We start from the raw sequence: 24,042 nt of genomic DNA on the forward strand, positions 1-24,042 counted from the left end.
CCAGCCTTTGGCAATGCCATAGCGCATCAACGGGTAGGCAGTTACTGAATACGAAGAGCGGCTAACGGATCCACACGGGAAGCCCTTCGCGCCGGTAAATATCCGGACATCAGAGCTACTGCAAGGATCGCTAACATCATTACCAAATAGGTAGTCATGTCCCACGGTGAAGTACCGAAAAGCAGGGATGCAATGAGGCGGGCCGATGTGATGGAGACAACTGTTCCCGTCACAATGCCAATAGCAGCAAGACGTAAGGTGCTAAGGATGACGTCACGCCGGACGCGGCCCGTGGTTGCCCCAAGTGCCATGCGAACCCCAATTTCCTGGGTCTTCTGAGTGACAGAGTAGGAGATGATTCCATAAATGCCCAGGGCGGCCAATAGAACGCCGAGAGAAGCGAAGGCACCCACAAGCATCATGAAGAAACGGCGCGGAGAGACGGCGCGATCGACGATTGTGCGGAGGGGGCGGAACTCAGCGGCAGGCTGCCTGGGATTCAGGGCACGCAGAATGTGCAGGATGCCGGTGGCAAGCGAAGCCGGCGGAAGACTCGTGCGAATCACAAGCTGCGCTCCAGCCGGGTCTTGCTGTGTCGCCGGATAATAGATTTGCGATCCCGTCCCCGCCTCAACATCCTCTTCACGAACATCATTCACAACGCCGATCACATGATCTGCCTCCTTGCCGCGCATGAGGATCTTTCCCACCGCGCTTTCGCCGGGCCAGTACACTCGTGCCGCGGAGTGATTGATGAGAACAACTCGTTGACTCTGCAGATTGTCGGCCCAGGTGAAATCACGGCCTTCGAACTGAATGCCCATCGCACGGAAGAAACCAGGGGAAACAACGTACACGAGGGGAGATGGGAGCGTACCTCGTGCGAAAGTCTTTCCTTGCGGAGCCGGTTCATCCCACTGGCGATTTGGGCCAAGTGGAAGATAGTCTGCTATGCCGGCGGCTTCGACTCCAGGGAGTGCGCTGATTTGCGTAAGAGCCTGCTGAAAGATGGCACCACGTTTTGCCGCAGCTGCTTCAAAAGTCGGAGCGCTATCTTCGTAGTCGAACTTGATTGACGCGGCACTGTCTGGCCGGAATCCAAGGTCAACGTCCAGAACCTTCAAGAAGCTGCGCAGCAGCAATCCGGCACTGATCAAAAGAACACATGCGAGGGCGATCTCAGAGACAACCAGTGTTGAGCGAAGACGCTCGTGAGTGCGACCAAGGCCCGCTCTCTGTCCCGAATCCTTGAGGGCCTCCTGATGATTGACTCTTGACATTCTCAGACCTGGAAGAAACCCGAAGAGAAGCGCAGTGAAGGTGACGATGAGAACAGACCATCCTGCTGCGTGGCCGTCAATCCGCAAGCTGCTGAGCAGGGGCAGCGCCAGCGAACCCTGATGGGAGAGCCATCTGAGCAGAATCGCAGCCAGGGCAATGCCGAGAACCGCACCCGCAGATGAGAGTACAAAACTTTCCATCAACAATTGACGCACGACGCGGCTGCGGCTTGCGCCAAGCGCGCTGCGGATAGCAAATTCCTTGGCGCGGGCCGCCGAGCGGGCCAGCAGAAGATTGGAAAGATTAACTCCAGCAATGAGGAGGATCAAGCCTACTGCGGACCACAAGATGATGAGTGAACGACGCAATGCCCCGGTAACATGGTCCTTGAGCGACACAGGGATAAGATCGCCTTTGTAGCGGCCCTTGGTCTCGGGGTATTTCACATTGAAATAAATATCTGGAGCAATGCGGTTGGCATCGTCGAGTGCCTGGGCTGCCGTCACATGCGGCTTGAGACGGCCAATGAGAGTCACAATGTTTCCCCAGTCGCGAGCCTGATCAAGATACAAGGGTGTGAAGACATCGATTCTGGTTCCCGGGGCAAACACCGCGCCGAAGTCGAAACTTGCCGGCAGCACACCGACCACCGTAACCAACTCGCCAGCCTGTCCGCTTAGGCTGATTGGCTTGCCGATGATGTTTGGGTCTGCGGCGAATTGCCGTTTCCAAAAGGCATTGCTCAATAGCACCGCCGGTTGACTGCCCTTACGCCCTTCGTCAGCCGTGAAGAGGCGCCCCATCGCCGGCTGAACTCCCAGGACCTGAAAGAAATTGCCAATGACGTCGAGACCCGTTACTGGAACTGGATCGCCATGACCTCTCAAGCGCAGATTGTCTGCTGTGGAAAAGGCAAAGTAGCCCGTGACGTCCTGAAACGTACGGTTTCCGGCGCGGAATTCGTCGTATGCGTCGGCGGAGTAGGTGGCACAGGAAAGGCCGCATTCGCTTGGAGGTGGAGCAATCCATACCAGCCGATTCGATTCAGGAAACGGAAGCGGCCGCAAAAGTAGCGAGTTCACCACGCTGAAAACAGAGATGTTCGCGCCGATCGCTAATGCCAGAATAAGAACCGATATTGCGGCGAATCCACGATCACGAAGAAGGATGCGAAAGGTGTATCGCAAGTCCTGTTGCGCATCGGTCCAATAATCGTTGAAGCGTTTGCGCTTCTGGTCTTTTTGTCCAAAGGCTTTACCTACGTTCCGTATCATGCGAAGGTCTCCAAACTGGCGCTCTGCTTCTTTGCGCGCCTCCCCGGGTTGCCAGCCTTGCGCGATCAACTCCTCCGTCTTGGTTTCGAGATGAAATCGCAACTCATCGTCGACGTCGGCAACCGGGTCTGCGCCAAAAAAGCGTGCATAGCGGCGCCACATGGGAGTGGGTATCACTTTGCTACCTCCGATAAGGAAGGCTCCTTCGCGCTAAGAACCTTGGCAACAGCGGTCGCATACGCTTCCCAGGTTTTGATTTCGTGATGCAACTGGCGTCGTCCCTCAGACGTGAGCCGATAGAACTTTGCCTTGCGATTGTTCTCGGACAATCCCCAGTCAGCCGCAAGGAGTCCTTTACTTTGTAAGCGCCAGAGCGCGGGGTATAGCGTACCCTCCTCCAGCAGCAGAGCGTGGTCGCTGTGCCCCCGGATAAGACTGGTGATGGCATAGCCGTGGAGAGGACCCCACACCAATGCTTTGAGGATAAGAACATCGAGCGTGCCGCGAAGAAACTCGAGTTTGGTGTCCACCATTCTCCCCTTTGATTGCAAGGGGAGAATTTCATAGTTTCCCCTTTGAACGCAAGGGGAATGTACCGATCTGGCTATCGACGGTCATGCGGTATCACATCCAACCGGTGGTTAAGCGGCTTGGCATCAAGAAGCAGGTCAGCTGGCATACGTTCCGGCGAACCTTCACCTCGTTGCTCCATGCAGATGGGGAGGACGTGAAGGTGGTTCAGGAACTGTTGCGGCACGGGTCGGTGAAGGTAACGATGGACATCTACGCGCAGGCGCAGATGCCGGTCAAGCGAGAGGCACTGAGAAAGGTAGTGGAGATGATGCGACCGGTGGCGGCCGACAGGGCAGTGCTGGGCGCATGAAAATGGGGGACCCAGAGGAGCCCCGGCGATTTCCGGGGTTTTGCGCTAAGTTTTTTGGAATGTTTGGCGTCCCCGACGGGATTCGAACCCGTGTTATCGCCGTGAAAGCGCCGGGCAACTCGCAACAATAACGCATTGCTGAGAATCAGAATGCATCGGAATGAACCACAGCAACAGGAACGAACAGCTTAAGTGCTCCTCAATTGTCCGCGACGATGATACGCCGAATTGGCCAGTCTACATCAGGAATGCGGTTCGCTGAAGACGAATCAGGTCTTGGACAATCTAGCAACCGTCCCAAATGCCGGGTCGCGAGCCGGGGTTAAAATCCGGACGGCCGACAATCATCTGTCGATCCGAAGGACGGAGATATGGAGAATGCCATGGGACTCGAAAAGTCGGTTCACCTCTACACAGCCCGAGAACTCGGGGACCTCACGGAGATGCATCCTGAGGCTCTTCTTGCTGGACCCCGCGTAGCACAACCATCGACCCACATCTGATGGCGCAGAAGTCGTTAACATGGTGGCTGATCGGATCAACAGTCTCAGGATCTCTAGCTTTCGTGGACGTGCATGGAAGCCACTCTATTAGTTGTCGCGGAGAGCGACCATCGGATCGATGCGGGTGGCCCGGCGGGCGGGCAAGAAGCAGGCGATAGCCGACGCGACGAGGAAGACGGCGGAGATGATGGCGAGAACGGCGGCGTCGCGCATACTGCTTTGGGTCCAACGATGGACCGCGTCGCTGAGGCCGATGCTGAGGAGGCCGCCGAGGACGAGTCCGATGGCGGTGGTTCGAGCGGTGGAGGCGAGGGTGAGGAATAGGACATTCCATTGAGGAGCGCCCAGGGCCATGCGGATCCAGAACTCGCGGGTGCGCTGCTCGACGGAGTTGGCCCTACACTGGCGAGACCGATGGTGGCGAGACCCGGGGCTACGAAGGAAAAGATGGCGAAAAGGATTGCGATGAAGCGCTCGTGCGACCAGACGAACAATGAGAGGAAGTCGTCGAGGGAGTAGGCGGTGCTGATTGCCTGATTTTGATTGAGGTTGCGCATATTGGCGCAGATGGCGTGAAGGAGCGTGGTGGGATCTCCGGTGGTGACGAGAAGATCGTTTAGCGCTGTACGGCGCGTCTTTGCAGAGAGAATTGCAAATGGTTAAGGGTGCATGGCCGTGGGCACGGGCCGTAGCCATGCGCGGCATCAGACTACCGGCACCTGCGAGTGAGGCGGCTCCGAGTTTCTTTCTGCGCGAGATGTGATTCATGGTTATTGCTCCGTGGGATGGATTTCATTCGGGATGAGCAGGTGAATGCTGCACTTCGATGGTCTGCGCGCCGAACTTCAGTGCAAAGGACCTGCCATGCCACTGGAAGGTGCCGGGTAGCGAGGACGGCAGCGTGATGTTAAAGATGTCGCTGTTTTGGATGTGTCGCACGGAGTTGGTTACTCAATGGATGTTTCGAGAGGTTCAAGAAAGGAGAACAGGCACGGGAGGTCTCCGCGCAAAGTCAGGAGATAAGGAGGGCTTGGCCATCGCGTGGCGGACATCATCGGTCCATCGCCTGTGGCTCAAGCCCCAGTGGAGCGCAGCTCCAAATAACAAGACAGACGACGTTAGGGAGCCGCCAGGATTTCGGGAACAATGAAACCGGCTTCTGTTGGTGCCGTATAGATTGGCGTACGGTTGATCACATCTGTAAAAGGGTTCGTCGTCGCGCCTGCTCCAGCCTGACAGGAACCCGCAGCCCATACATAGAAGGGATAGCTTTGGGAGGCCACTGTTTGGGAACTCGTAGGCTCTACTTCTTCTATGAACGTAGATTCCACTTTTGATCCGCCACTAAGGATATACATAGCGGAGGTTGCACTGGTTGTGCTCGTAGTTGAACCCGCGCCGGCACACGTTGTTCCCGGAACAGTACTGTGACTCCCTGGTTGTGTGTAAAAGAATCCCCCGATGATTTCATTTGTCGAAGGAGAGTTGAGGCTGGCAACAATATTGCTGGGCCCTTCTGTTTTGAAGCCAAAAATCCATAGAGGGGCGCCGTTATTGGTGACGCGCGACGATCCAAGGGTTGCCGATTCCGAATTGAATTGCCTTGCTAAAACATAGTTGTTTCCATCGATGCGAGCGGGGCTTCCCGTCGTATTTTCGAGGAAGAGTTCTCCGGCGTCGGCCAAGCGGTGCACCTGGCCGACGCCAATACTGTAGTGATCCCGTAGTACCACGGTACGAGCGATCATGTTGTTGAGAGGAGCATCTGCTTGTACGGCATACAGTCCACTTACGGACGCTCCTGTAGCGTCAAAGGCCAGGCGTTCGATCACGACGGTTGGTGCATAGGGGCAGCTGCCTGAGGTGTCGCTCACAATTTCGAACATTGGGGTGCCTGACGGGAAGTTCGCGGTAGCGGAAGGCAAAATGCGGATCGTCGAATTCATGCCCACGACCCGGTCAACCCAAGAGGGGATTTTGATGGGAGAGGATATGTACCAGATCCCATGGGGAAGGTACAGCGTGGACGTGCTTCCGTTCTGACAGGTCAGTGCCGCATTAATCGCAGAGGTTGCATCAATTGGCGTGGTAACCTGATCGGTCCACTGTGCGGACATCCCTGATGCCGGGGCGAACCACTGCGAAGCCACATCGTAGGGAAGCACTGGCGTGTCCAGCTTGAGAGGAAGAAGGAAATCACTGCCTGAGTTATAGCTTTGAGCGCGAATGGTCCCATTGATCGTCCCGGAAGAGCCGCCAAGGTTGCTCTGTGCGGATGGAAATGAAGTGTTGCGAATCGACACAACACCCCCGGTCGACGAAACGTTATTGATCAGGGCTGATCCAGCCTGATCGATCCTGCTATTGGCGAGAATGACCATTCCGTTGCCCGTCGAATTCGTGATGGCAGATGAGCCATGCCCTGACTTAATCCAGATGGCATTTGCATTGATCAAATCATCAGCATTGAAGATTGCGCCTGAAAGTTGATTGTCGAACGTCAGATGCTCCAAATTGATCGAGCAACAGTTATAGGCGACATCTACGCCGCGGTTATACCCGGATATCGAGACATTTTCTACAAGACCTGGTCCCAATACGCCTCGTGTCATGTCGATTCCCATTCCAGTGCTTGTGGAACTCGTATCTCCAAGGAGAGTCACATTGCGGATTGTGCCCATATTACTTACCAGGAAGCTTATTCCTGTGGCGGCTTGATTCCCGCTCGCACTGGTATCGACGGTTAAGTTTTCTATTACATTGTGGAATGCCTGATTTCCGAATTGCTGGTAAACGCCTCCGGATAGCGCCAGGATGGATTGAGTGAAAATAACAGGAGTGAGCACTGTGACTGCTGTCGCAGTCGCGGTCGTACTGGCACTAATCGACAGGGTGACAGAGTTGCTCCCGATCGCTGCAATGGTCGTTCCCGGACGTATGGCTGGCCCACGCAACTGCTGATTGACATATAGACCGGAAACGTTGGAGACATTCGAGATGACTCGATTTCCTGCGGTTGTATTTCCGGTAAATTGAAGGTTCGGCAAGGTATTTGCCGCAAGTTTGAGTACGCTGCCCGCCTGACTCTCTCCGACAAACACCATGCCGTAATCGGGCGTTCCATCGCTATAGTTCTTCGCCAAGGGCAAACAAGCCGGGTTGCTCAAAAGGTACGTGCCGTTTGGGAAAAAGACAATCAAGTCTTGCCATGGCGCCGCAGCCCCATACTTTACACCGTTGTGGGTTAATGTGGTGTTGTTCAGTAGCGCCTGTATCGCGCAGGCGGCGTCCGTCGTACCGGTGTTATCGACTCCCCCTTGGGTCACGACGTTCAGAAAGCCGGCACCTGATAGGGAAGGGTCTGCTAATGGAATCTCTTCAACATACGACACCTGCCCAGCTACCGTCGGAGCGTCCCACAGTGTTGGGGAAATAGTTGGAATAGGCACGGAAGCGGAGGCAACATCACTGTCCAGATATCCAGATGCAGTTGCGTATGCCTGAACCGTGCTGGTTGTGGTGATGGATAGAGGAGACGAATAGACCGGCGAGGATGGCGTCGGAACAGACCCGTCGAGGGTGTAATAGATTACGGAACCGGGTGTAGAGTCAGTGATCGTAACGGGCCGGAGCGTTGTGTACATCGAGCCCCCTACCGTAATTGTGGGAGAATCTGTTTGTGTTGAGCCTTGTGCCTCGACGGAAACACCGTAGAGGATGGTCGCAATCAAAACGATAGAAGCCGTACGGAACTCTAGCTTGGATAGGGCAGTTGCAACGAGCCAATAGAGAGATGTGGCCGGAAATGTCATCGTATTATCCTCAAAAATGCCTGCTACACATTCGGAACCGAATAACAAAAGTCTTCGGCTGACGTTATAAGAAGGAGTCGATGTGGCGGACAAGCGTTATCGGGATAAATGGGAAGGGTTTACATGAGTCCTTCTCGAATCTCAGCACGATTTCGGGGGCGCAGGGAGGCCCTTGACAGGGGTTTCACGGATTTATTAGTTTTCAAAAGCTCCGTTAGGAAGCGGACGATCAGAGATGGAAGGACAGACCACGACGCCTGGATGGATTCCACAGACTGACGCTGAAAAAAGTGCTGTCCTCAATCAGCTTGATCGGCTTCTGGCTGATCCGTCATTTGCGCGGAGCCAGAGGTATCCAAGCTTTCTGCGCTTTGTTGTCAGTCGCGCACTCGCTGGTGAATCTGATTTGCTAAAAGAGCGTATCCTCGGGATCGAGATCTTTGGGCGTAAACCCGACTACGATACGACGGAAGATCCGATCGTTCGAGTTACTGCCACGAAAATTCGCAAGCGCATCCTGGCATATTACGCGCGACCAGAACATTACAGTGAGTTGAAGCTGAGCTTTCCGGCGGGTTCGTATGTCCCAATCTTTGAGTCACCGCTAGAGGGAAGCCAACCGGAACCTGCAGCCGAACATCTTCTGCCGGTCTCCATGGATGGGATCGAAGCTCAGCAATCTCCGAAAAACGGGGAAGCAGAACCGTTCCCGGTGGCCAAGGCTCCCGCGAGGCCATCGTGGAAAATCATATGGGCGGCTATGTTCTGCCTACTCATAATAGCTGCGGTCTGCGTGTTGGTGTGGCGAGGCGAACGCAAGAGCGCCTTCGACGCGTTCTGGGGCTCCCTGCTAGGTTCGCATCAGAACATATTGTTGTGTATTGGAGATGAGCCTCGCGGTACAGTTGCACTGATGGACGCTTCCAATCCGGTCCTCCCGAGCGTCCCCGGAAATCCGCCGTCCATTGTAGACGTAGACAATGTCGGCCCGGTATCAGCCATTGTCAAAATGCTTTCCACTCATGGACAAGAGTCCACGGTTCAGGGACAACGCAGAACAACACTCTCAAACCTTTCGGGTGGGCCAACAATCCTGCTTGGTGCGTACAACAATGTGTGGACGCTGCGATTTACACAGAATATGCGGTTTCACTTTGCCGATGAGATGGAAAGCAAGACTTATTGGATTGAAGACCGCAATAATCCAGGAAATCGTGCATGGATGCGTGACATCCGAATGCAGGCGACGGAAACCGGGACAGATTATGCACTCGTTGCACGTTTTCGGGCCCCTGATACCGGCCAGCCGACTGTTGTGATCGCCGGCATTAGTCACTACAGCAACTTGGCCGCGGTCAATTTTCTTCTCTCCGCGGAAGCCTTGCGGCAGCTAGATGCGATCGCTTCTCCACACTGGCGCGATGCCAACCTGGAGTTCGTCCTGAAAATGACTAAAGTTGACGGTCATACGGGCACGCCAGCCATTGTGGCTGCGGATGTCTGGTAGTTCCCACGCCTTCGAACGATCGCAGAAATTGCCGCAAACCGTATATTCTCCTGACACAAACCTAGCTGTCGTTGCGGCTCCGTGTATCCTGAACGGTTCTTTGCCGGTATCGCATACGGAGACGAGACCGTTTTGTGTTGCTTAAAGGTCAGTCGAGCCCTGTGCCTTCGTCTGTCACGTGGCTTAACCTCGAAAATACATAATCCGAATCAGCTCACGCTGCTATCCGTACTGCTTCTCGGTTTCCGCCTCAGAAGGAGGCTGAATTTGTGGATGAAAGCCATTTGTGAAGGCTACTGTTATCAGGTTACCTGCATGGTTTATCTTCCCGGTTACCCGTAAATACTTGTCAATCATCTCCTGCGATCTCTATAACCCAAATGCTTTCAATACAGCATTTTCTGCCGCAATGAGCCCGCCCGGTGTTTGAGAGGCTGCTTCCAGCACAGATCGTGAATGACAAAGGAGTGATATGAACAGACCGAAGAGGCCGGAAAACTTGCGGATATATCGCCCGGGTGTTTTGACTGAGAGCAGGGAGGAATTCCCCTCATGGAACCAGATCCGGGGAGGTTTTACCCCGTTGTCCACGATGGTGTCGTATCTCTGGTCAAGGCCCGTTCTGCTACTCATCCTGCTTGCCATCATTGTCTGTAACGCGCATACGCAAACAATTTATGGTGGCCTGACAGGCACCGTACTGGATCCGACTGGGATCCCAATTCAGAATGCATCTGTGACCATTCGAAGTGTGGAGACCGGGGTCGTAATCTCAATCAGTACAAACGACCATGGCTTATACACAGCAAACACCCTAGTGCCCGGGGTCTATACGGTTTCCATCAATGTATCCGGGTTTAGTCCGGTACGTGTGACGGGGGTTGTTGTTGCCGTCAACGCGACCCGGCAACTGGATGAAACATTGTCACTTGCGTCGACTTCTGATCAGGTCGTCGTGACGGCGGCTTCTCCGGCACTACAGACCGAGCGAGCGGATGTCAGCTATGAGATCTCGACGGAGATGATGGAGAACCTGCCGACTACCTCCACAACAGGCCGCAACTTTCAAAGCCTCTATCAGTTGGTTCCCGGAGCGACCCCTCCCGCCGAACAAAATTCGGCCAGTGGCAATCCGCAACGTTCCCAGGCCACCAATGTCAACGGAACGCCGAATATTGCCAATAGCACCAAGATCGATGGCGCCATCAATACCTATCCGTGGGTGCCCTTCGATAAGGAAGAAGACTGTGTCAAGGGGTAAAAAGAGCGTACGTCATTATTCGATGCGAGGGCACCGTTTGAGAGTCCAGAGGCAAGGGGTTAGAGGACCGGTGTCTTCTGGGGTAACTCAACGCTGCATCACATCTCTGTGGGGCCTAGCCCCACCAACCATCGATTCGACCGTATACAACAGGCCATGATGCTTCTATGCGGACATCCAGCCTGTGCTGGATGCGAAAGCGCTCACTCAACGTCACGACCATGGATGGCCAGGGGCACCCCCGAGCTGCTCTCGATATGGGCGATCTCTGGATAGCGTTTGTTCAGCCTGAGCATCCAGTAGAGTCGCACTGCTAACCTCCTTGCTGCCGCCACCTTGGCCACTGCTTTCGGCTTGTGGTGGCAGCGAGCCTGATACTGCTTTCGAAATCCCTCATCCAGCCGGCAGGCCGTCTGTGCTGCTTCCACCAGCAACTGGCGCATGAACCGGTTACCCTGCTTGCTGATGGCTCCCAGTTTCCGCTTGCCGCCCGAGGTGTATTCGCTGGGGATCAGGCCCAGATAGCTGGCGACCTTCCCGCTGTACTCGAACCGGCTCACATCGCCGATCGTCAGTACGAAGGCCATCGCCGTGATCGGGCCGACTCCCGGCTGGCTCATCAACAGCTCCGCCTTCGCATCCTCCCTGGCCGCTTGTACGACTGCCTCATCCAGCTCCTTGACCTGCCGGTCCAGACCCTTCATCAGTTCCAACAGATCCTCCCGTCGACGAGCACTCCAGCCCTCCAGGGGAAGCTTTTCCAACTCAGCCCTCCCCCGAACGCTCCACAGCCGCGACTGCTTCTGTACGCCACGGTTCATCGCCAGGTGCTGCAGCCCGTTCTTCACCCGGGTCCGGATCTCCACCAGCTTGTGTCGGTGGATCAGCAGCTGACGAAGATCCCGCTGCTTGGCTGAAGGCGTCCACAACCGCGGAAACCGGTCCTCCACCAGCAGCTTCAGGATATGGTCCGCATCCCGGCGGTCCGTCTTCTGCTTCCGTACATAGCTGGCTCGGATCTTCGCCGCATCTCCGACCCACACCGTGTGACCCAGACTGCTTAGAAGATCAATAAACCACTGCGCGTTGCCGCACGACTCGATCCCTACAAGCGCTCCTGGAGACAACGACCGGTAGAACCGCTCCGCCTCCCCATCACCGTTGACTAGCTTCGCTTCCCGGTACTCGCCAGTCTCCTGATCTAAAAATGAAACCTGCTGCCACTGCGGATGGAAATCACAACCTACAATCTGCATAAGAAGGCTTCTCCTGATCTTCCCGATAGGTCAGTCCTCTAACCCTTACCTATCTCGATCTTCGCTGAAGCCTTCTTCCTTATCCCATCAATGTGATTGCGTACGTCCCATCGCAGGATGCCATCGCGTCCGTTAACTTCTCGACTAACTCCTTCACCGCAGAGCAGGGGCTTGCGGGTGGCGCCGCGATCAATGTCATCATCAAAAGCGGAAGCAACAAACTTCACGGAACATTATTCGAGTACAACCAGAGCACACCATACAATGCAAAGACATGGAAGTATGCGGCAGCGACCGTACCAAAAAACATGTTCAATGAATTCGGGGGATCGATCGGTGGGCCCATTCTCAAGAATAAGCTCTTCTTCTTTTTCGACATCGACCGCTTCACCCAGCGAAAGACTCTAAGCGGCTACTACAACATCCTCGATAAGAACAGCGCGCTAGCCAAGGGAGATTTCAGTGGGGTTTCTGCCACAATCTATAACCCAGCGACGGGAAATGCGGATGGATCGGGCAGAGCAGCATTTGCAAACAAACAGGTTCCGGTTTCCTCAGTAGCACAGAAGCTCATCGCCAGCTTGCCCTTGCCGAATGTGGCCAGCACATCCTCCATCACCAGCAACTACTTCGCGACGACAACCTATAGCTTTGATCGCTACCACCTCGACAGCAAAATCTCATATACGCCGAACCAGAAAATGTCCATGTTTGGGCGTTATTCGGAGTCTCCGGCCACGATCAACGACCCGCAGGCGCTTGGCGCAGCAGGCGGCCCAGCCGTTGATAATGGTCAACCGGGCTTGGCCCAAAGCCGCGTTCAAAATATCGGTCTTGGCCTGACCTATGCGGTTTCTTCCAGGCTGTTCTTTGATACGAATGCTGGCTACACGCGGCAGTTTATTCAGTACGCGCCTACGAATTTAGATTCGAACTATGGTTCCGATGTATTGGGCATTCCAGGGACAAACGGTTCGACGACGAACTATGGAGGGCAGCCGTTCTTCCAGTTCGTCAGCGGAAGCTTCACCTCGTTGGGGAACACGCAGCCTTCCAGCCCGGGCCAGTTCCGCGACAACCAATATTCCTACAATGCCAACGGCACCCTTCTGCGCGGACGCCACACCTTTCGTGCAGGGGTGGAATATACGCATGCCGCGTTGAACCACTTCCAGACAGGTGGAACATACGGTCCACGTGGAGGCTTTGTCTTCTCCGGCGCAATCACTGCGCTCAAAGGTGGAGCTGCGCCTAACGCCTACACATCACTTGCCGACTTCATGCTCGGCTTGCCCCAGGCGTTTGGAAAAGCCACACAAATCCAGGATCCCAATGCCCTTCGCTTTTCCTCCTACGCGGCCTACATCCAGGACACATTTCAAGTCACACCGAGAATGGTCCTCACATACGGAATCCGTTATGAACGTTATCCTTTCGCTGGTCGCGATCACTCAGGTGCATACCGCTATGACCCCATGACGGGAAATGTTCTGATAGGCGGTAAGGGGGGTGTCCCACGGGACACAGGAGAGAAGATCGGGTGGGGAATGGTCGTGCCTCGTCTGGGCGTTACCTATCGGCTTGACGATAAAACGGTTGTGCGCAGTGGTTTCGGTATGACGGTTGACCCGGACAACTTCCGTTATCTCAGGGACTCCTATCCCGCTGTGATCCTTCAGTCTTACAACGGAGCATCGAGCTACAACGTGGCGGGATGTCTCAATTCTGGAAGCTATGCCCCCGTCGGTGGTTGTCAGACAGTAGGAATTCCTACAGCAACGCTTCCCGACCTGAGCCTTGGGACGTTGGCATTGCCGGCAAGCGTCAGCACAAATACTGTTCCGCAAAACTTCCGACGCGGGTATCTTTACACATACAATCTAGCGTTTGAACGTCAACTTCCGGCGTATCTGGTCGCAACAATTACCTATGTTGGAACGAAAGAGGTCCGTGCGACGTCGCCCGTGAATATCAATGCTGGAACTGTCGGAAACGGTCAGGCAGGCAGGCCGCAGAACATCGCTTTCGGAAAGACAGCCGACATTTTCGAAGAGGCTCCGTTCGGTTCTGTGAATTACAACGGTTTGCAAACGCAATTGCGAACGCAGCACTACAAAAGCGCCCAGGCGGGTGTCATTTACACGTGGTCGCACGCCTTCGATGTCTCGGACAACAGCACCTATGGAACAATCCTTTTTGCTGATCCTGCCTATTACCGGCGCAACTATGCGACATCGGGTTACGACAGGACGAATAATCTGCAGGTGTGGGGCGTTTTTCGCTCTCCCTTCGGAAAACAAGGCCGTTTCGTGCAACAAGGATTGGCAGGCATGGCGCTGGGTGGTTGGCAACTCAACACAACTCTCAGCAAAGTCAGCGGCACACCCTTAACGATCGCGGCTTCCACGACATCGCTCAACGCTCCAGGCAGTACACAAGTTGCCGACCAGATAAAGCCAACGGTCGCCATTTATGGCGCTCATAATACTGGCAACGTCTACTTTGATACCTCAGCTTTCGCCGCAGTGACCGCAGTGCGGTACGGAACAAGCAGCCGCAACTCCATACGTGGTCCAGGCTACTTCACCTGGAACGCAGGGATGTTCCGCTCTTTTTCCATCTGGCATGAGTCTACATTCCGCTTTGGTGTAGAAGCATTCGATGTGACGAACACGCCCGGCTTCAGCAGTCCCGGCGTAAACATTTCGGGTTCCGGGTTCGGCCAGATTACAGGTGCCTTCAATAACCGGACGATGCGCATTAGCGGCAAGATAGCTTTTTAGTTTCTGGAGTGTGCGGGAACGGGTGTTGCATTGCGATATGCGCCCTCGCCCGCATATCCGCTATAGGCAACAAATTATGTGGAGAAAACCTGTGACCACCTTGCGGAATGTCGCATATCTCATGATTTCAATTGTGCAGCTCTTATCAGGAGCAGCTTCCACCGCACAGAACCGTTCCGCAAATGAGATCCCTCTTTTTCTGATCGGAGACAGCATCTCCCTTCAGTACACGCCTTATCTCAAAGAAGATCTTGCCCCCCGGGTTGCCTTTTCGAGAAAGGAGGGAACCGTCCACGCGTCGAACCTTGATGTGCCGGACGATGCGAACGGCGGAAATTCCAACATGGTGTTGTCGTACCTCGAAAAGAGATATAAGGATAAAACGTTTGCTCCAGCGATTCTACTGGTCAACGCAGGACTTCACGACGTCAAGCGCGATGTGCATACAAACCAACTGGCCGTCCCGCCTGAGATTTATCGCCGTAATCTGATGCGGATCGCTTCGCTCGCACTCAAACATCACGCCACGCTGATCTGGGTGAACACCACTCCTGTGGACGACATCCGTCACAATCGTCTGTCCCATGATTTTCACCGTTTCGATTCCGACGTGCGCACGTGCAATCTGATTGCGAGCGCTGTCTTTCGCGCAAAAGCCGTTCCCATCATCGATCTCTACGAATTCACAGCCAAATCGGCCACAACCCATTACATCGATCACGTGCACTATGACGATGCCATGAGAGCGTTGCAGGCTGCGTTCATCGCTGGCGCTGTCAATGCTCTGGCAGATGCGCTGCAATTGCACACTAAATAGTGATTGACGTACTGCAGAAAAACCACTCGACGCATGGAAGGTTGAACGAACTTAATGCTGCGCAGAGAATTTTTTAGAACTCCCCTCCTGGCGGTCGGCGCCACGCTGCCGCTCGCGTCCGTCCATGGCGAAGGAACGGCTGTATATGACGTGCGACGATTCGGTGCCCACCCTGACGGAAAAACCCTTTGCACTGTGGCCTTGCAGCGAGCGGTCGATGCGGCATACCGCGCGGGTGGCGGACTGGTCTACGTTAGCCCGGGCGTCTATCTAACAGGAAACGTCGAGTTGAAGAGCCGGGTCTGTCTCTATCTCGAAGCCGGGTCAGTCTTGCTGGGAAGCACTCGCATTGAGGATTACACGGAACAGGCAGGGGCGGTAAGCGGTGCGGATGCGAATGGAAGACATCTTCTTTACGCGCGAAAAGCAGAAGATGTTTCTCTCTGTGGCATGGGCCGTATCGACGGCCAAGGCGAGCATTTCTGGAAGAGAGTCAACCGCAGGCCGATTGCGCCGGAGGATTTATGGAAAGACGTAATCACATACGATTACGCACCTGCGGATGGTAATAAGCGGCCTTCCCCCATGATCGAGTTCGCTGAATGCCGCAATGTTCACGTGTCGCTTTTGACGATTCAGAATTCCGCGGGATGGACGCTTCGTCTTGTTGCATGCGACTCTGTCACGGTTCAGGGCATCAAGCTGCGTAACCCGATCTATGGCGTCAATACTGACGGAATTGACGTTACTGCATCCCGCAATGTTGTCATAACGGGCTGCGACATTCGAACCGGAGATGATGCCATCTGCCTCAAGAGCGAAAACCCGTACAGTGATCTTTCTCTGACGAAGAATGTCGTTGTCAGCAACTGCGTCATAACGACCTCGTGCAATGGCTTCAAGATTGGTACAGGGACTCAGGGCCGCTTTGAAAATATCGTATTTACCAACTCTGTGATTTATAACGACGCTACAAGCCCATTGAATGCCCGTGTGATTGGTGGTGTATGCGTCGAGATGGTTGACGGAGGCATCATAGATGGAGTGACGGTTTCCGATGTGAGAATGGCCAATGTACGCACACCAGTATTTGTTCGTCTGGCAACTCGAAAACGATCAGGCGCAACCGCACTGAGTAATGTTTCTATCCGAGGCATCGATGCATCCGGCGCCTTGCTGACCAGTTCGATTACGGGACTCCCGGAAACGCGCGTTGCGGATGTCACAATAAGCGACTGCAGCTTCAGGACGACCGAAGACAGCAGGGGAGCGCAAATAGTCCCAGAGCTTCCATCCGATTATCCCGAACCTCGCATGTTCGGCCGTCTTCCCGCATATGGCTTGTATGTTCGTCATACAGATCGGCTTCGCGTTCGCAATGTCGAATTTATCTCAAGCGTTACGACCGAGCGGCCAGCCGTCATCTGCGACGATGTGGAGGACGCCATTCTTGATGGAATTGAAGCAACACCTTCCTCCGTGTCGCCACTGATTCAAGTGCAAGACGCCCGCAAACTTTTTCTCACACGAACTCGACTCAAAGAACCTGGACATACGCTTCTTTTAACCAGCGGTACTTGTCAGCAAATCCAGGTTGCTGGTAATGCGCTAATGGATCAACAGAGGGAAATTGTATCCAAGAGAGCGGGTGATCGGTAATCGCTATGATGAGCCGGATACATCAAAGCGGAGCATTGGCATCTTTACGATCTCCTAATGATGTGTTGGCGAAATTGGCTGTGGCTTTGGATGTGACCATCGAGGATCTCCTTTTTGTCGAGGGTCTCAAGGAGACTCCAAAAGAGATTAGAGACCAAATAAATCGTTGGTTGGAAACCACAGATACAAAGAAACTACGTGAATACTACCGTCTGCTTCTACTCGTGGTTGAATCTTAGCCGAGCTTTCCGATTTGTTGAACTTGTGTAATGAAGATCCCCCTATCCATCGGCGATGACCTCGCTCTTTACCTAACGCTGAAGGGCGCGGCGCTGTGAAAGCGGTGTCTTCGCAGAATTCGTCTTCATTATCTCGGGCGCGTCGGTTGGCTGCGTGACGGGTTGGGAGAATCGCTCTGCCCGATACACTTCGATCACGAGAGTACCTACATGCCGAACACCTCCGTTCTCCACGAGCCGTTTTATTGGCAACGCCAAACAGAAGTGTTCGAAGACGCCGTTTTGCGAGAGTTCTACCAGGCCCTAGATCTTGGTGGCCCACTTCTACGGCGGGTCCGTCATTACCTAGGCGGGCGCGGATAACCCCAGGGTCAAAGGCCTCGTCTACGCCGCGGCAGTGATGCCCGCGGCAGGGAAGCCGCAAGCCATTTGCTCGAACGGTTTCCAGCAGCACATTTCCCACGTCCGTCGAGGCGGTCATCTACATCCTGCCCGACGGAACCAGCGGCACATATCTCCTCTACCAGGCCGATTTGTGGGGCAAAAAGGGTGCCGAAATGTGTCCTTTTGCACCTTCGAATGGAAGGCGAAACTCCGTGTGAGTCTTTGAAAGGATTTGGCGTCCCCGACGGGATTCGAACCCGTGTTATCGCCGTGAAAGAAACGGTTCAACTCGCAACAATAACGCATCGCTGAGAATCAGAATGCATCGGAATGAATCCCAGCAACAGGAACGAACAGCATAAGTACTCCGCAATTGTCCGCGACAATGATACGCCTACTTGGCCAGTTTGCATCAGGAATGCGGCGGACCCTGAAAACGAATTAGGTCTTGGGCAACCTCGAACGCCGATCCCAAATGTGCCGGCCGCAAGCCAAGGTTGAAATCCGGGCGAAGACTCATCTGTCGATCCGAAGGATGAAGATCTGGAGAATGCCATCGGCTCGAAAAGTAGATCCACCTCGACGCCAGCCCGAGAGCTCCGGGACGAGACCGTTTGCCCGCATCCGACCGAGCCATCTGGAAAATATGGCGCACTAGTCTAAAGCTTTAGCGATATCGTCTCCGACCTTCTTTAAGGACTTCCTCCGAGACAAAGCCTTTATTGCACCGATCACAGTAAAACCCATCGATGAACTGCTCTAGTGGGCGCTCGCGGACACTCTGGTCCTGAACGTCGTCCACCCGAAGGTCTGCATGGTATTTAAGTCGTGGATCCTTGCCAGGAGCCGGGACCCATGCCTCATCAATGAGCAAAAGCTTCGGACGAACCGCCGATGATGAACCACAAACGGGACAAGCTTCGAACTGCATGATGATCATTATCATGCTGATGTGAGATATGAGCTCACAAAAAGAGCCTCCCTCAGTCCCTCAAGGGCCTACAATACGCGGGTTATTGGACGGCGGTTTCGCCATTGCTTCATGGTGGTTCTTGCCCCATCCCTTAGGTGGAGAACGCTATGGACGCTGCTGGGAGTTCCCATGGCCTTGTACTGGCCGGTCTGGCTGCTCTTCCATCGAATCCCCGCATGCTACTGGCAGCACAACTGTATATAGGAGTCTTCGCTGATGAACTTTCCTTTCGCGGGATTGTAGTACTTCGCGATCGGAAGGTATCCCTCATTTGAAGTCGAAGGTGTAGCACCGCGCGAAGGCTTTCACGATTTCCTCGGCGACAGCTGGATGCTTTTGCCTGAATTGATCGGAAGCCAGCTTTTCCATCTCTTCAAGATTGACGGCAGTGAGCCGGGCATCAGAGACGTCGAAATCATCCTCTAAAGATTTGATTAGGGGAAGCAGCTTAGTGGCATCCTCGCCAAATTGATCTGCCAGCCGCTGGTCACTTCGGCTAGGCATCGCGCTTTGGCCCCATCCGGTCCAAACACGTACCGCCTCAATGAGTTGTGCGGAGTTGAGGACGTTCATCTCGACCATAACAAAACACTCTCTCCTCTATTCGGGCTATCGCTCGCTTCGCGTCAGGATTTGCCTCCGCTTGCCTCGGTTGAGACATCGCTGCTGCGAAAGGCTTTGCCGGCGGACGATATCCCCGGAATCCAGATCCTGTCGGGACGCGGATCGATCACAGTTCAGCGATGGTGGCGTCCTGGTTTGAAGAGATCCGTTTCGCATGCGTCTCACCATACTTTGGTTGGTCTATTCGGTTGGGGAACTCTTATATGTCCTTTGGCGTCAGTTTGGGATGCCTTGAGAAAGTCTGTCCGCAACACTTTCGAGCCAGGCTTTCGCGGTGAGGCCGTCAGCACTCGGAAGATAGTAACAACGAAGCTCTGTGAAAAGTCTTCTCTCTAATTCTTTCCCGTCCGAGTACCGTGTAGAGTACATCCGTATCGCGTTAGAAACTGTGCGAAGCTCCTCGGGCGTTTTCCAGCGAGCAAAATCGTCTACGACCGCCTCCGTGGTGTCAGCCTCGCACAGCCAATCTTCGTGAAAATAAGCTCCGAAAAATTTTCGAAGCAATCGGAATTCATCGAGTTCACTCATGGCAAGGGAAACCCTGTCAAAATATAGTACCCGCCGGAACCGTCCAGCCTTTTCTAAAAGACGATAATTTGACGACAGTTAGGAACAACAGTGGGTGTACGTTGAGGCCATGGTGGAAATGGCCAAGGACGTTCAGAATCCAGCTGGGATCAACGTCAGATCTGATTTGTTCTCTTCAGAAACCGAATCAGCAATATTCCAACGATCAGCAGCGGCATGCTCAAAATCAAGATCGGATACCCGTGGCCTATGGCCCCGACTCCAGCCCAGACTCCAGAAAGCAAGATCAATAGCGTTAAGCTCCCTCCCAAAAGGATCAGAACGCTCCCGAGCAGTGCCAGACAAACAGCTTTCACCGTTATCTCCTTTATCTGGGATTTGTGTGGAGCGCCTGAAATTCATCGCGCCAGATTGCGTTACTGCGAAGGGTATCACCTTGGAGAACCCGGACGTCTCCGCTTCCGCCGGCAGCAAATCGACTGAGGCTTGCCGCCATGCCAACTGTTGCGGGATCGCTCGCACTATCTTCCCCAAACCGTTTGTGAAAGCAGTCGAAAATCTAATTCCCAGGTGATTCAACAAATACGAAATGGCAGTTTATTAGTTTGGGATGTCTTGAGAGAAGCGATTGGCTATACCTTCCATCCAAGCCTTTGCAGAAAGCCCTGTGCCACTCGGCACGTAGTAACAACCGAGGTCCTTATCAAGTCCCTTCTCCAGATCGCGGTCATTCGAGAATCGGGCGGCGTAGCTTCGTATCGCATTGGCTACCAGGCGAAGCTCTTCTGGGGTTCCCCCTCGCGCGTAGTCATCTACAACGGCCTCGGTTGTATCAGCGTTGCAGCGCCAATCTTCATGAAAATACGCTGCAAAAAAATTACGAAGCAATGAGAGTTCTTCGTGTTCACTCATGGTTGAGGGAATCCCGTCGAACATATAGTACCGCCCGAGCCATCACATCGCCCCCCTGTGTACACCCTGAGGTTAGCGTCGAACAAAGCAGCACACACATATACCCGCATCGCAGTTTTCATTGGTACTGAAACGCAAATGGTCGTAAGCAAATCAAATAGCGATACCATTTACTCGCACCCGCACGATCTGCCAGCCGTTGAAGCAGCACTTGCCTTACCAAACGCAGCGGAATCGCCTGCACTACCAGGATTCGGGCGAGTTGGGCATTTGCTACAGGTCATTTCATTCGTTCGATTACCGTCAGGCATCCGCCGTGCTTGTTGATCCACACAGCAAAGCTGCCACCCACTTGAGGGCGCCCTTCCTTGTCCTTGAGCATGCCCTGCACTAGCCAAGCATTCTTGCCGATTCTCGCTCGCAACGGCAACTGAGCATTTACCCGCTCCTGACCGAACTGGGCAATGAGTACGGCTTCTGCGATGTGCTCGGCGGTTTTCTCGTCCGGTACGTAATCAGGATGAGGCAGCGTTGTCCGTGTGTTTTGTCCAACAGCGACCATCGTCGACAGCAACAAGAGACCAAAACGTCTGTGCATCCTCTCCTCCCTTTTAGAACCTTCAGAACTGCTTACAGCCGCAGTTTCTCCTCAAAGTGCTACCGTATTCCGTCACTGGATGACCGGAACAGGTAGGTTCTGCTCGATCGTGCTGCGCGGCATCTGGGCAGCTGGGTTGGGCTCAGGTTGCATCAATGAACTACATCTCTGCCGCAAAGCCGCTCATCGCTTCTATTGCTCTCTCTCGTCATTCGGGGAAAAGTAATTATCTATATACAGTTCAGCACCAAATTCTCCTAGTCTCTTGAGGAGGGCTGCGGACAAGGTCGGCCCGCCATCGATTGATGACTGAAAATTTCCACACCACCACACAAGGGCTCCCGCTACCAATAAGAGCAAGGTGGCAAGGCTCTCATCTCGATTCCCATGCAATTCGTGGCTGCACCAGCTGCCCGGCGCAGCAATAACGAACGCTAGGACAAACCTTGACCAACCGGCTCGCGCTGTTTCTTAATACGTTCCTCGCGGATCGCCCTCCAGAACATCAGAATGAGCCCTAAGATAACTTCCGGAAAAAGCACACGATCAAAGATCTTATGATCTGTGCCTGGGGAGGCAAGGCGCTGCCACATGTGAGCTTGGAGAACGATGATACCTCCTAGTCCAGCTATCCAAAGAGCCGCGAGCAACAATTTGATCCAACTCCACCTGGGAAGTCTGTATGCACACCAGATGACAAACCAAATAATTCCCCAAAAAAACGGATCCAGCAATGAAGCAACCAGTACAGGCATCATCCGCCATTCCTCCCGTAAAAACCTTGGCCCCTTCCTCTGGGCAATAAGCACCTTCAGCCGCCGTCACTACGGAAATACTATTGGCATCCGCAACTGCGACCTTTCATAGCATTTCCAACTCCTCCGCCAGTAGCCGTGGAAATCAAGCTGGCATTGCCAGCGAGGAGGCTCTCAGCAAATGTAAGGGCATTTCCAGTGAGACCGGCCTCGGCACCAAGCGCTTCAAGTCCTACTCCGAGTCCTCCGCCCAGTCCTGCTCCTACGCCAGCTCCTGCAACTTCTCCCCAGTTGTAGCATCGAGGACTCATGTTTTGCCCATGACGCCACTTATGAAACGCCTGTCCAGCCAGATCAGCTCCGGCACTGATGGGAACACTTGATACGGCGCCTTCTGTTGGGTCGAGTAAGCCGAGTCCGAAACCCGCGGCCGCGCCGAGGACGGCTCCTCCGACCACGTCTTGCCAGTCCCAATCATCGCCGGTCATTGCGCCCAAACCGCCGAAGACGCCGCCATTAATTGCGCCGACCACCGCCCCAAACGGCAATCTTCCTGAGGGATCGTTGAAGTCGATGGGATCAGCCCCAACATAGGCATACTTATTAATTCCGCCGGAGAATCCAGCAGGGTCTTCTGAGAGGAACCTGCCGACTGCCGGATTATAGTATCTGGCGCGGAAGTAATAGAGTCCGGCGGCATCCAACTCTCTACCTGTAAAAGCCAAAATGTTTGTTGAAGGATTACCAGATTGGGTAGTGATTCCAAATGGATCGTAGGCGTACTGAGTTTGGATTGTCCCACTCGCGTCTGTCAGAGCGACCGTGCTTCCTAATGCATCAGTCAGAAAGTTGAAAGTTCCGCTCATATCAGTCCTGACGAAGTATTCGTCGATATAGCCAGTCAACAGATTAGCCGTAGGAGATCCGCCACTGATCTCTTGGACAGCGTTCGATCTGTCGTAGAGAAGGTTTGTGCTTCCCATTCCCGCAATGCTCTTTGTGACTCGTCGTCCAAACGCATCGTAACCGTATGTGGCTGCGCCTCCGGAATCGATGGAAGTGAGCTGATTACGTGCATTCCAGGAATATGTGTGTAACCCGTCGCTCGTCAGACTATAGATAGAGGCCGAAGCCGTACAACCACATTGTCGCAAGCATCTGTTCAGAAGATGCCTCGCTGTCCAATGGAATATTTACCTCCCAAACTCCCTGGTTGCCTGGTCGCAACGATGGTAGCTTTGCCGCTGAGTTTAGCTTCTTCGCCGTGCTGTCGTCCGATGCGAAGAGGCGAAGCACTCCAACTTTTTTCTCCGGATCGACAAAAAAACTCAGCGCTTGGGCAGCGGGCGTCACATCTGTCATCCCTGCTGCATCCCTATATTTGATATCGACCTGTTGATAATGCCTATACCCCCACACGTCATGCTGACTCAGACGCTCCCAATCGGAGACCTCGGGCAAAGTCGGAGCGCTGTGATTTGCCGAAGATAACCTCCCTGCCATCGACTGGAGGCTTCCCATGTCATTCGAGATCAGGAGGTAAGAATGAGCAATCTGAGTAGCGTAGAAGGCCTGCGGTTCATGCCGCCCCTCTGTCGGTTTTGCTAACCATTTCCACGTCGCCCCACCTGCCGAAGAGATCGGCCCAGGCTTCTTGGCAAGTGTGCCAAGGTCAAGAACGCTGCGTTTTCGAAGGAGGACGACGTAACAGAACTGCGACTGCACTCCCCCGAGTCCCGCTGGCGGCCGGAAGTCTTTGGCCCCTACTAAGACAGCATCAGCGTCGTTAAATATTTCGACAGATGTCTGTTGTCCAAGGACGTTGAGACCTCCAAGCAAGTCTCCATATGGAATACGGAGAGTCCCAGAAATGCCCCCTGGAAGCCCTTTATAATCACCTGAATCCCCCAGCAAGCTCGCCTTCACATAAAACACGGAATCAAATTGACTAAGAAGAGCCGCCGCCGCCTGATTTGTGTTAGCCATGCTCCGG

Annotated in this window: 20 protein-coding genes and 1 tRNA gene; 6 read left to right on the forward strand and 15 right to left on the reverse strand. The window is 54.1% G+C overall.

Annotated features, from left to right (window positions below):
• Positions 1-41 precede the first annotated feature (41 nt).
• On the reverse strand, positions 42-2,732 hold the full coding sequence (locus tag FTW19_RS08230) for an ABC transporter permease (protein ID WP_246153641.1): 2,691 nt from the start codon (positions 2,730-2,732) through the stop codon (positions 42-44).
• The gene (locus FTW19_RS08235; protein WP_147647173.1) at positions 2,729-3,088 is read right to left on the reverse strand and encodes a PadR family transcriptional regulator; all 360 of its coding nucleotides are present in this window, start codon (positions 3,086-3,088) and stop codon (positions 2,729-2,731) included. The genes FTW19_RS08230 and FTW19_RS08235 overlap by 4 nt, the downstream gene beginning before the upstream one ends.
• Positions 3,089-3,171: 83 nt before the next feature.
• On the opposite strand from FTW19_RS08235, the gene FTW19_RS08240 reads away from it, so the two are divergent.
• Positions 3,172-3,438, forward strand: coding sequence for a tyrosine-type recombinase/integrase (locus tag FTW19_RS08240; protein ID WP_246153642.1), 267 nt, complete (start codon positions 3,172-3,174; stop codon positions 3,436-3,438).
• Between the two features lie 64 nt (positions 3,439-3,502).
• Here the strand turns inward: FTW19_RS08240 and FTW19_RS08245 are convergent.
• The 4 genes from FTW19_RS08245 to FTW19_RS08255 form a co-directional block, all read right to left on the reverse strand.
• A tRNA-Glu gene (locus tag FTW19_RS08245) sits at positions 3,503-3,619 on the reverse strand.
• 409 nt (positions 3,620-4,028) lie between these two features.
• Positions 4,029-4,709: an FtsX-like permease family protein gene (locus tag FTW19_RS26420; protein WP_147647175.1), complete on the reverse strand. Its 681-nt coding sequence runs from the start codon at positions 4,707-4,709 to the stop codon at positions 4,029-4,031.
• 24 nt (positions 4,710-4,733) lie between these two features.
• Positions 4,734-4,880 carry a hypothetical protein gene (locus FTW19_RS25750; RefSeq protein ID WP_187143368.1) on the reverse strand — a complete coding sequence of 49 codons (147 nt, stop codon included), beginning with the start codon at positions 4,878-4,880 and terminating at the stop codon, positions 4,734-4,736.
• A 179-nt stretch (positions 4,881-5,059) separates the two neighbouring features.
• A complete protein-coding gene (locus tag FTW19_RS08255) occupies positions 5,060-7,753 on the reverse strand; it encodes a glycosyl hydrolase family 28-related protein (RefSeq protein ID WP_147647176.1) in 2,694 nt (897 codons plus the stop codon).
• A 235-nt stretch (positions 7,754-7,988) separates the two neighbouring features.
• On the opposite strand from FTW19_RS08255, the gene FTW19_RS08260 reads away from it, so the two are divergent.
• Both FTW19_RS08260 and FTW19_RS08265 read left to right on the forward strand, forming a co-directional pair.
• Positions 7,989-9,260, forward strand: a complete 1,272-nt coding sequence (locus FTW19_RS08260) for a hypothetical protein (protein ID WP_147647177.1) — start codon at positions 7,989-7,991, stop codon at positions 9,258-9,260.
• A gap of 592 nt (positions 9,261-9,852) precedes the next feature.
• The gene (locus FTW19_RS08265) at positions 9,853-10,521 is read left to right on the forward strand and encodes a carboxypeptidase-like regulatory domain-containing protein (RefSeq protein WP_246153743.1); all 669 of its coding nucleotides are present in this window, start codon (positions 9,853-9,855) and stop codon (positions 10,519-10,521) included.
• 203 nt (positions 10,522-10,724) lie between these two features.
• Here the strand turns inward: FTW19_RS08265 and FTW19_RS08270 are convergent, their stop codons facing one another.
• Positions 10,725-11,777: an IS110 family transposase gene (locus FTW19_RS08270; protein ID WP_147647179.1), complete on the reverse strand. Its 1,053-nt coding sequence runs from the start codon at positions 11,775-11,777 to the stop codon at positions 10,725-10,727.
• A gap of 92 nt (positions 11,778-11,869) precedes the next feature.
• Between FTW19_RS08270 and FTW19_RS08275 the strand changes: the two genes are divergently transcribed.
• From FTW19_RS08275 to FTW19_RS08285, 3 genes are all read left to right on the forward strand, one after another.
• Positions 11,870-14,560 (forward strand): TonB-dependent receptor domain-containing protein, encoded by a 2,691-nt coding sequence (locus FTW19_RS08275; RefSeq protein WP_147647180.1) that lies wholly within the window; start codon positions 11,870-11,872, stop codon positions 14,558-14,560.
• Between the two features lie 91 nt (positions 14,561-14,651).
• Positions 14,652-15,377 carry an SGNH/GDSL hydrolase family protein gene (locus tag FTW19_RS08280; RefSeq protein WP_187143370.1) on the forward strand — a complete coding sequence of 242 codons (726 nt, stop codon included), beginning with the start codon at positions 14,652-14,654 and terminating at the stop codon, positions 15,375-15,377.
• A gap of 54 nt (positions 15,378-15,431) precedes the next feature.
• The gene (locus tag FTW19_RS08285) at positions 15,432-17,036 is read left to right on the forward strand and encodes a glycoside hydrolase family 28 protein (protein WP_147647182.1); all 1,605 of its coding nucleotides are present in this window, start codon (positions 15,432-15,434) and stop codon (positions 17,034-17,036) included.
• 1,863 nt (positions 17,037-18,899) lie between these two features.
• Here FTW19_RS08285 and FTW19_RS08295 read toward each other — a convergent pair.
• The 8 genes from FTW19_RS08295 to FTW19_RS08325 form a co-directional block, all read right to left on the reverse strand.
• Positions 18,900-19,214: a hypothetical protein gene (locus FTW19_RS08295; protein ID WP_147647183.1), complete on the reverse strand. Its 315-nt coding sequence runs from the start codon at positions 19,212-19,214 to the stop codon at positions 18,900-18,902.
• 258 nt (positions 19,215-19,472) lie between these two features.
• A complete protein-coding gene (locus FTW19_RS26425; protein ID WP_187143371.1) occupies positions 19,473-19,784 on the reverse strand; it encodes a contact-dependent growth inhibition system immunity protein in 312 nt (103 codons plus the stop codon).
• 132 nt (positions 19,785-19,916) lie between these two features.
• Complete coding sequence (locus tag FTW19_RS08300; protein WP_147647184.1) at positions 19,917-20,306, reverse strand: hypothetical protein; 390 nt, start codon at positions 20,304-20,306, stop codon at positions 19,917-19,919.
• Positions 20,307-20,384: 78 nt separating this feature from the next.
• On the reverse strand, positions 20,385-20,696 hold the full coding sequence (locus FTW19_RS08305; protein WP_147647185.1) for a contact-dependent growth inhibition system immunity protein: 312 nt from the start codon (positions 20,694-20,696) through the stop codon (positions 20,385-20,387).
• A 280-nt stretch (positions 20,697-20,976) separates the two neighbouring features.
• On the reverse strand, positions 20,977-21,294 hold the full coding sequence (locus tag FTW19_RS08310) for an NTF2 fold immunity protein (protein WP_147647186.1): 318 nt from the start codon (positions 21,292-21,294) through the stop codon (positions 20,977-20,979).
• 434 nt (positions 21,295-21,728) lie between these two features.
• A complete protein-coding gene (locus tag FTW19_RS08315) occupies positions 21,729-22,052 on the reverse strand; it encodes a hypothetical protein (RefSeq protein WP_147647187.1) in 324 nt (107 codons plus the stop codon).
• 77 nt (positions 22,053-22,129) lie between these two features.
• The gene (locus FTW19_RS08320; RefSeq protein ID WP_147647188.1) at positions 22,130-23,032 is read right to left on the reverse strand and encodes an RHS repeat-associated core domain-containing protein; all 903 of its coding nucleotides are present in this window, start codon (positions 23,030-23,032) and stop codon (positions 22,130-22,132) included.
• Positions 23,033-23,162: 130 nt separating this feature from the next.
• A complete protein-coding gene (locus FTW19_RS08325) occupies positions 23,163-24,035 on the reverse strand; it encodes a hypothetical protein (protein ID WP_147647189.1) in 873 nt (290 codons plus the stop codon).
• Between the last annotated feature and the right edge of the window lie 7 nt (positions 24,036-24,042).

The organism is Terriglobus albidus (assembly GCF_008000815.1).
Lineage (GTDB): Bacteria > Acidobacteriota > Terriglobia > Terriglobales > Acidobacteriaceae > Terriglobus > Terriglobus albidus_A.

Coding starts and splice junctions, on each gene's coding strand:
- FTW19_RS08235 (WP_147647173.1), bottom strand. CDS start 3,088: ATGGTGGACACCAAACTCGAGTTTCTTCGCGGCACGCTCGATGTTCTT.
- FTW19_RS08240 (WP_246153642.1), top strand. CDS start 3,172: ATGCGGTATCACATCCAACCGGTGGTTAAGCGGCTTGGCATCAAGAAG.
- FTW19_RS26420 (WP_147647175.1), bottom strand. CDS start 4,709: ATGAATCACATCTCGCGCAGAAAGAAACTCGGAGCCGCCTCACTCGCA.
- FTW19_RS08255 (WP_147647176.1), bottom strand. CDS start 7,753: ATGACATTTCCGGCCACATCTCTCTATTGGCTCGTTGCAACTGCCCTA.
- FTW19_RS08260 (WP_147647177.1), top strand. CDS start 7,989: ATGGAAGGACAGACCACGACGCCTGGATGGATTCCACAGACTGACGCT.
- FTW19_RS08265 (WP_246153743.1), top strand. CDS start 9,853: ATGGTGTCGTATCTCTGGTCAAGGCCCGTTCTGCTACTCATCCTGCTT.
- FTW19_RS08270 (WP_147647179.1), bottom strand. CDS start 11,777: ATGCAGATTGTAGGTTGTGATTTCCATCCGCAGTGGCAGCAGGTTTCA.
- FTW19_RS08285 (WP_147647182.1), top strand. CDS start 15,432: ATGCTGCGCAGAGAATTTTTTAGAACTCCCCTCCTGGCGGTCGGCGCC.
- FTW19_RS08295 (WP_147647183.1), bottom strand. CDS start 19,214: ATGGTCGAGATGAACGTCCTCAACTCCGCACAACTCATTGAGGCGGTA.
- FTW19_RS26425 (WP_187143371.1), bottom strand. CDS start 19,784: ATGAGTGAACTCGATGAATTCCGATTGCTTCGAAAATTTTTCGGAGCT.
- FTW19_RS08305 (WP_147647185.1), bottom strand. CDS start 20,696: ATGAGTGAACACGAAGAACTCTCATTGCTTCGTAATTTTTTTGCAGCG.
- FTW19_RS08310 (WP_147647186.1), bottom strand. CDS start 21,294: ATGCACAGACGTTTTGGTCTCTTGTTGCTGTCGACGATGGTCGCTGTT.
- FTW19_RS08315 (WP_147647187.1), bottom strand. CDS start 22,052: ATGATGCCTGTACTGGTTGCTTCATTGCTGGATCCGTTTTTTTGGGGA.
- FTW19_RS08320 (WP_147647188.1), bottom strand. CDS start 23,032: ATGGGAAGCACAAACCTTCTCTACGACAGATCGAACGCTGTCCAAGAG.
- FTW19_RS08325 (WP_147647189.1), bottom strand. CDS start 24,035: ATGGCTAACACAAATCAGGCGGCGGCGGCTCTTCTTAGTCAATTTGAT.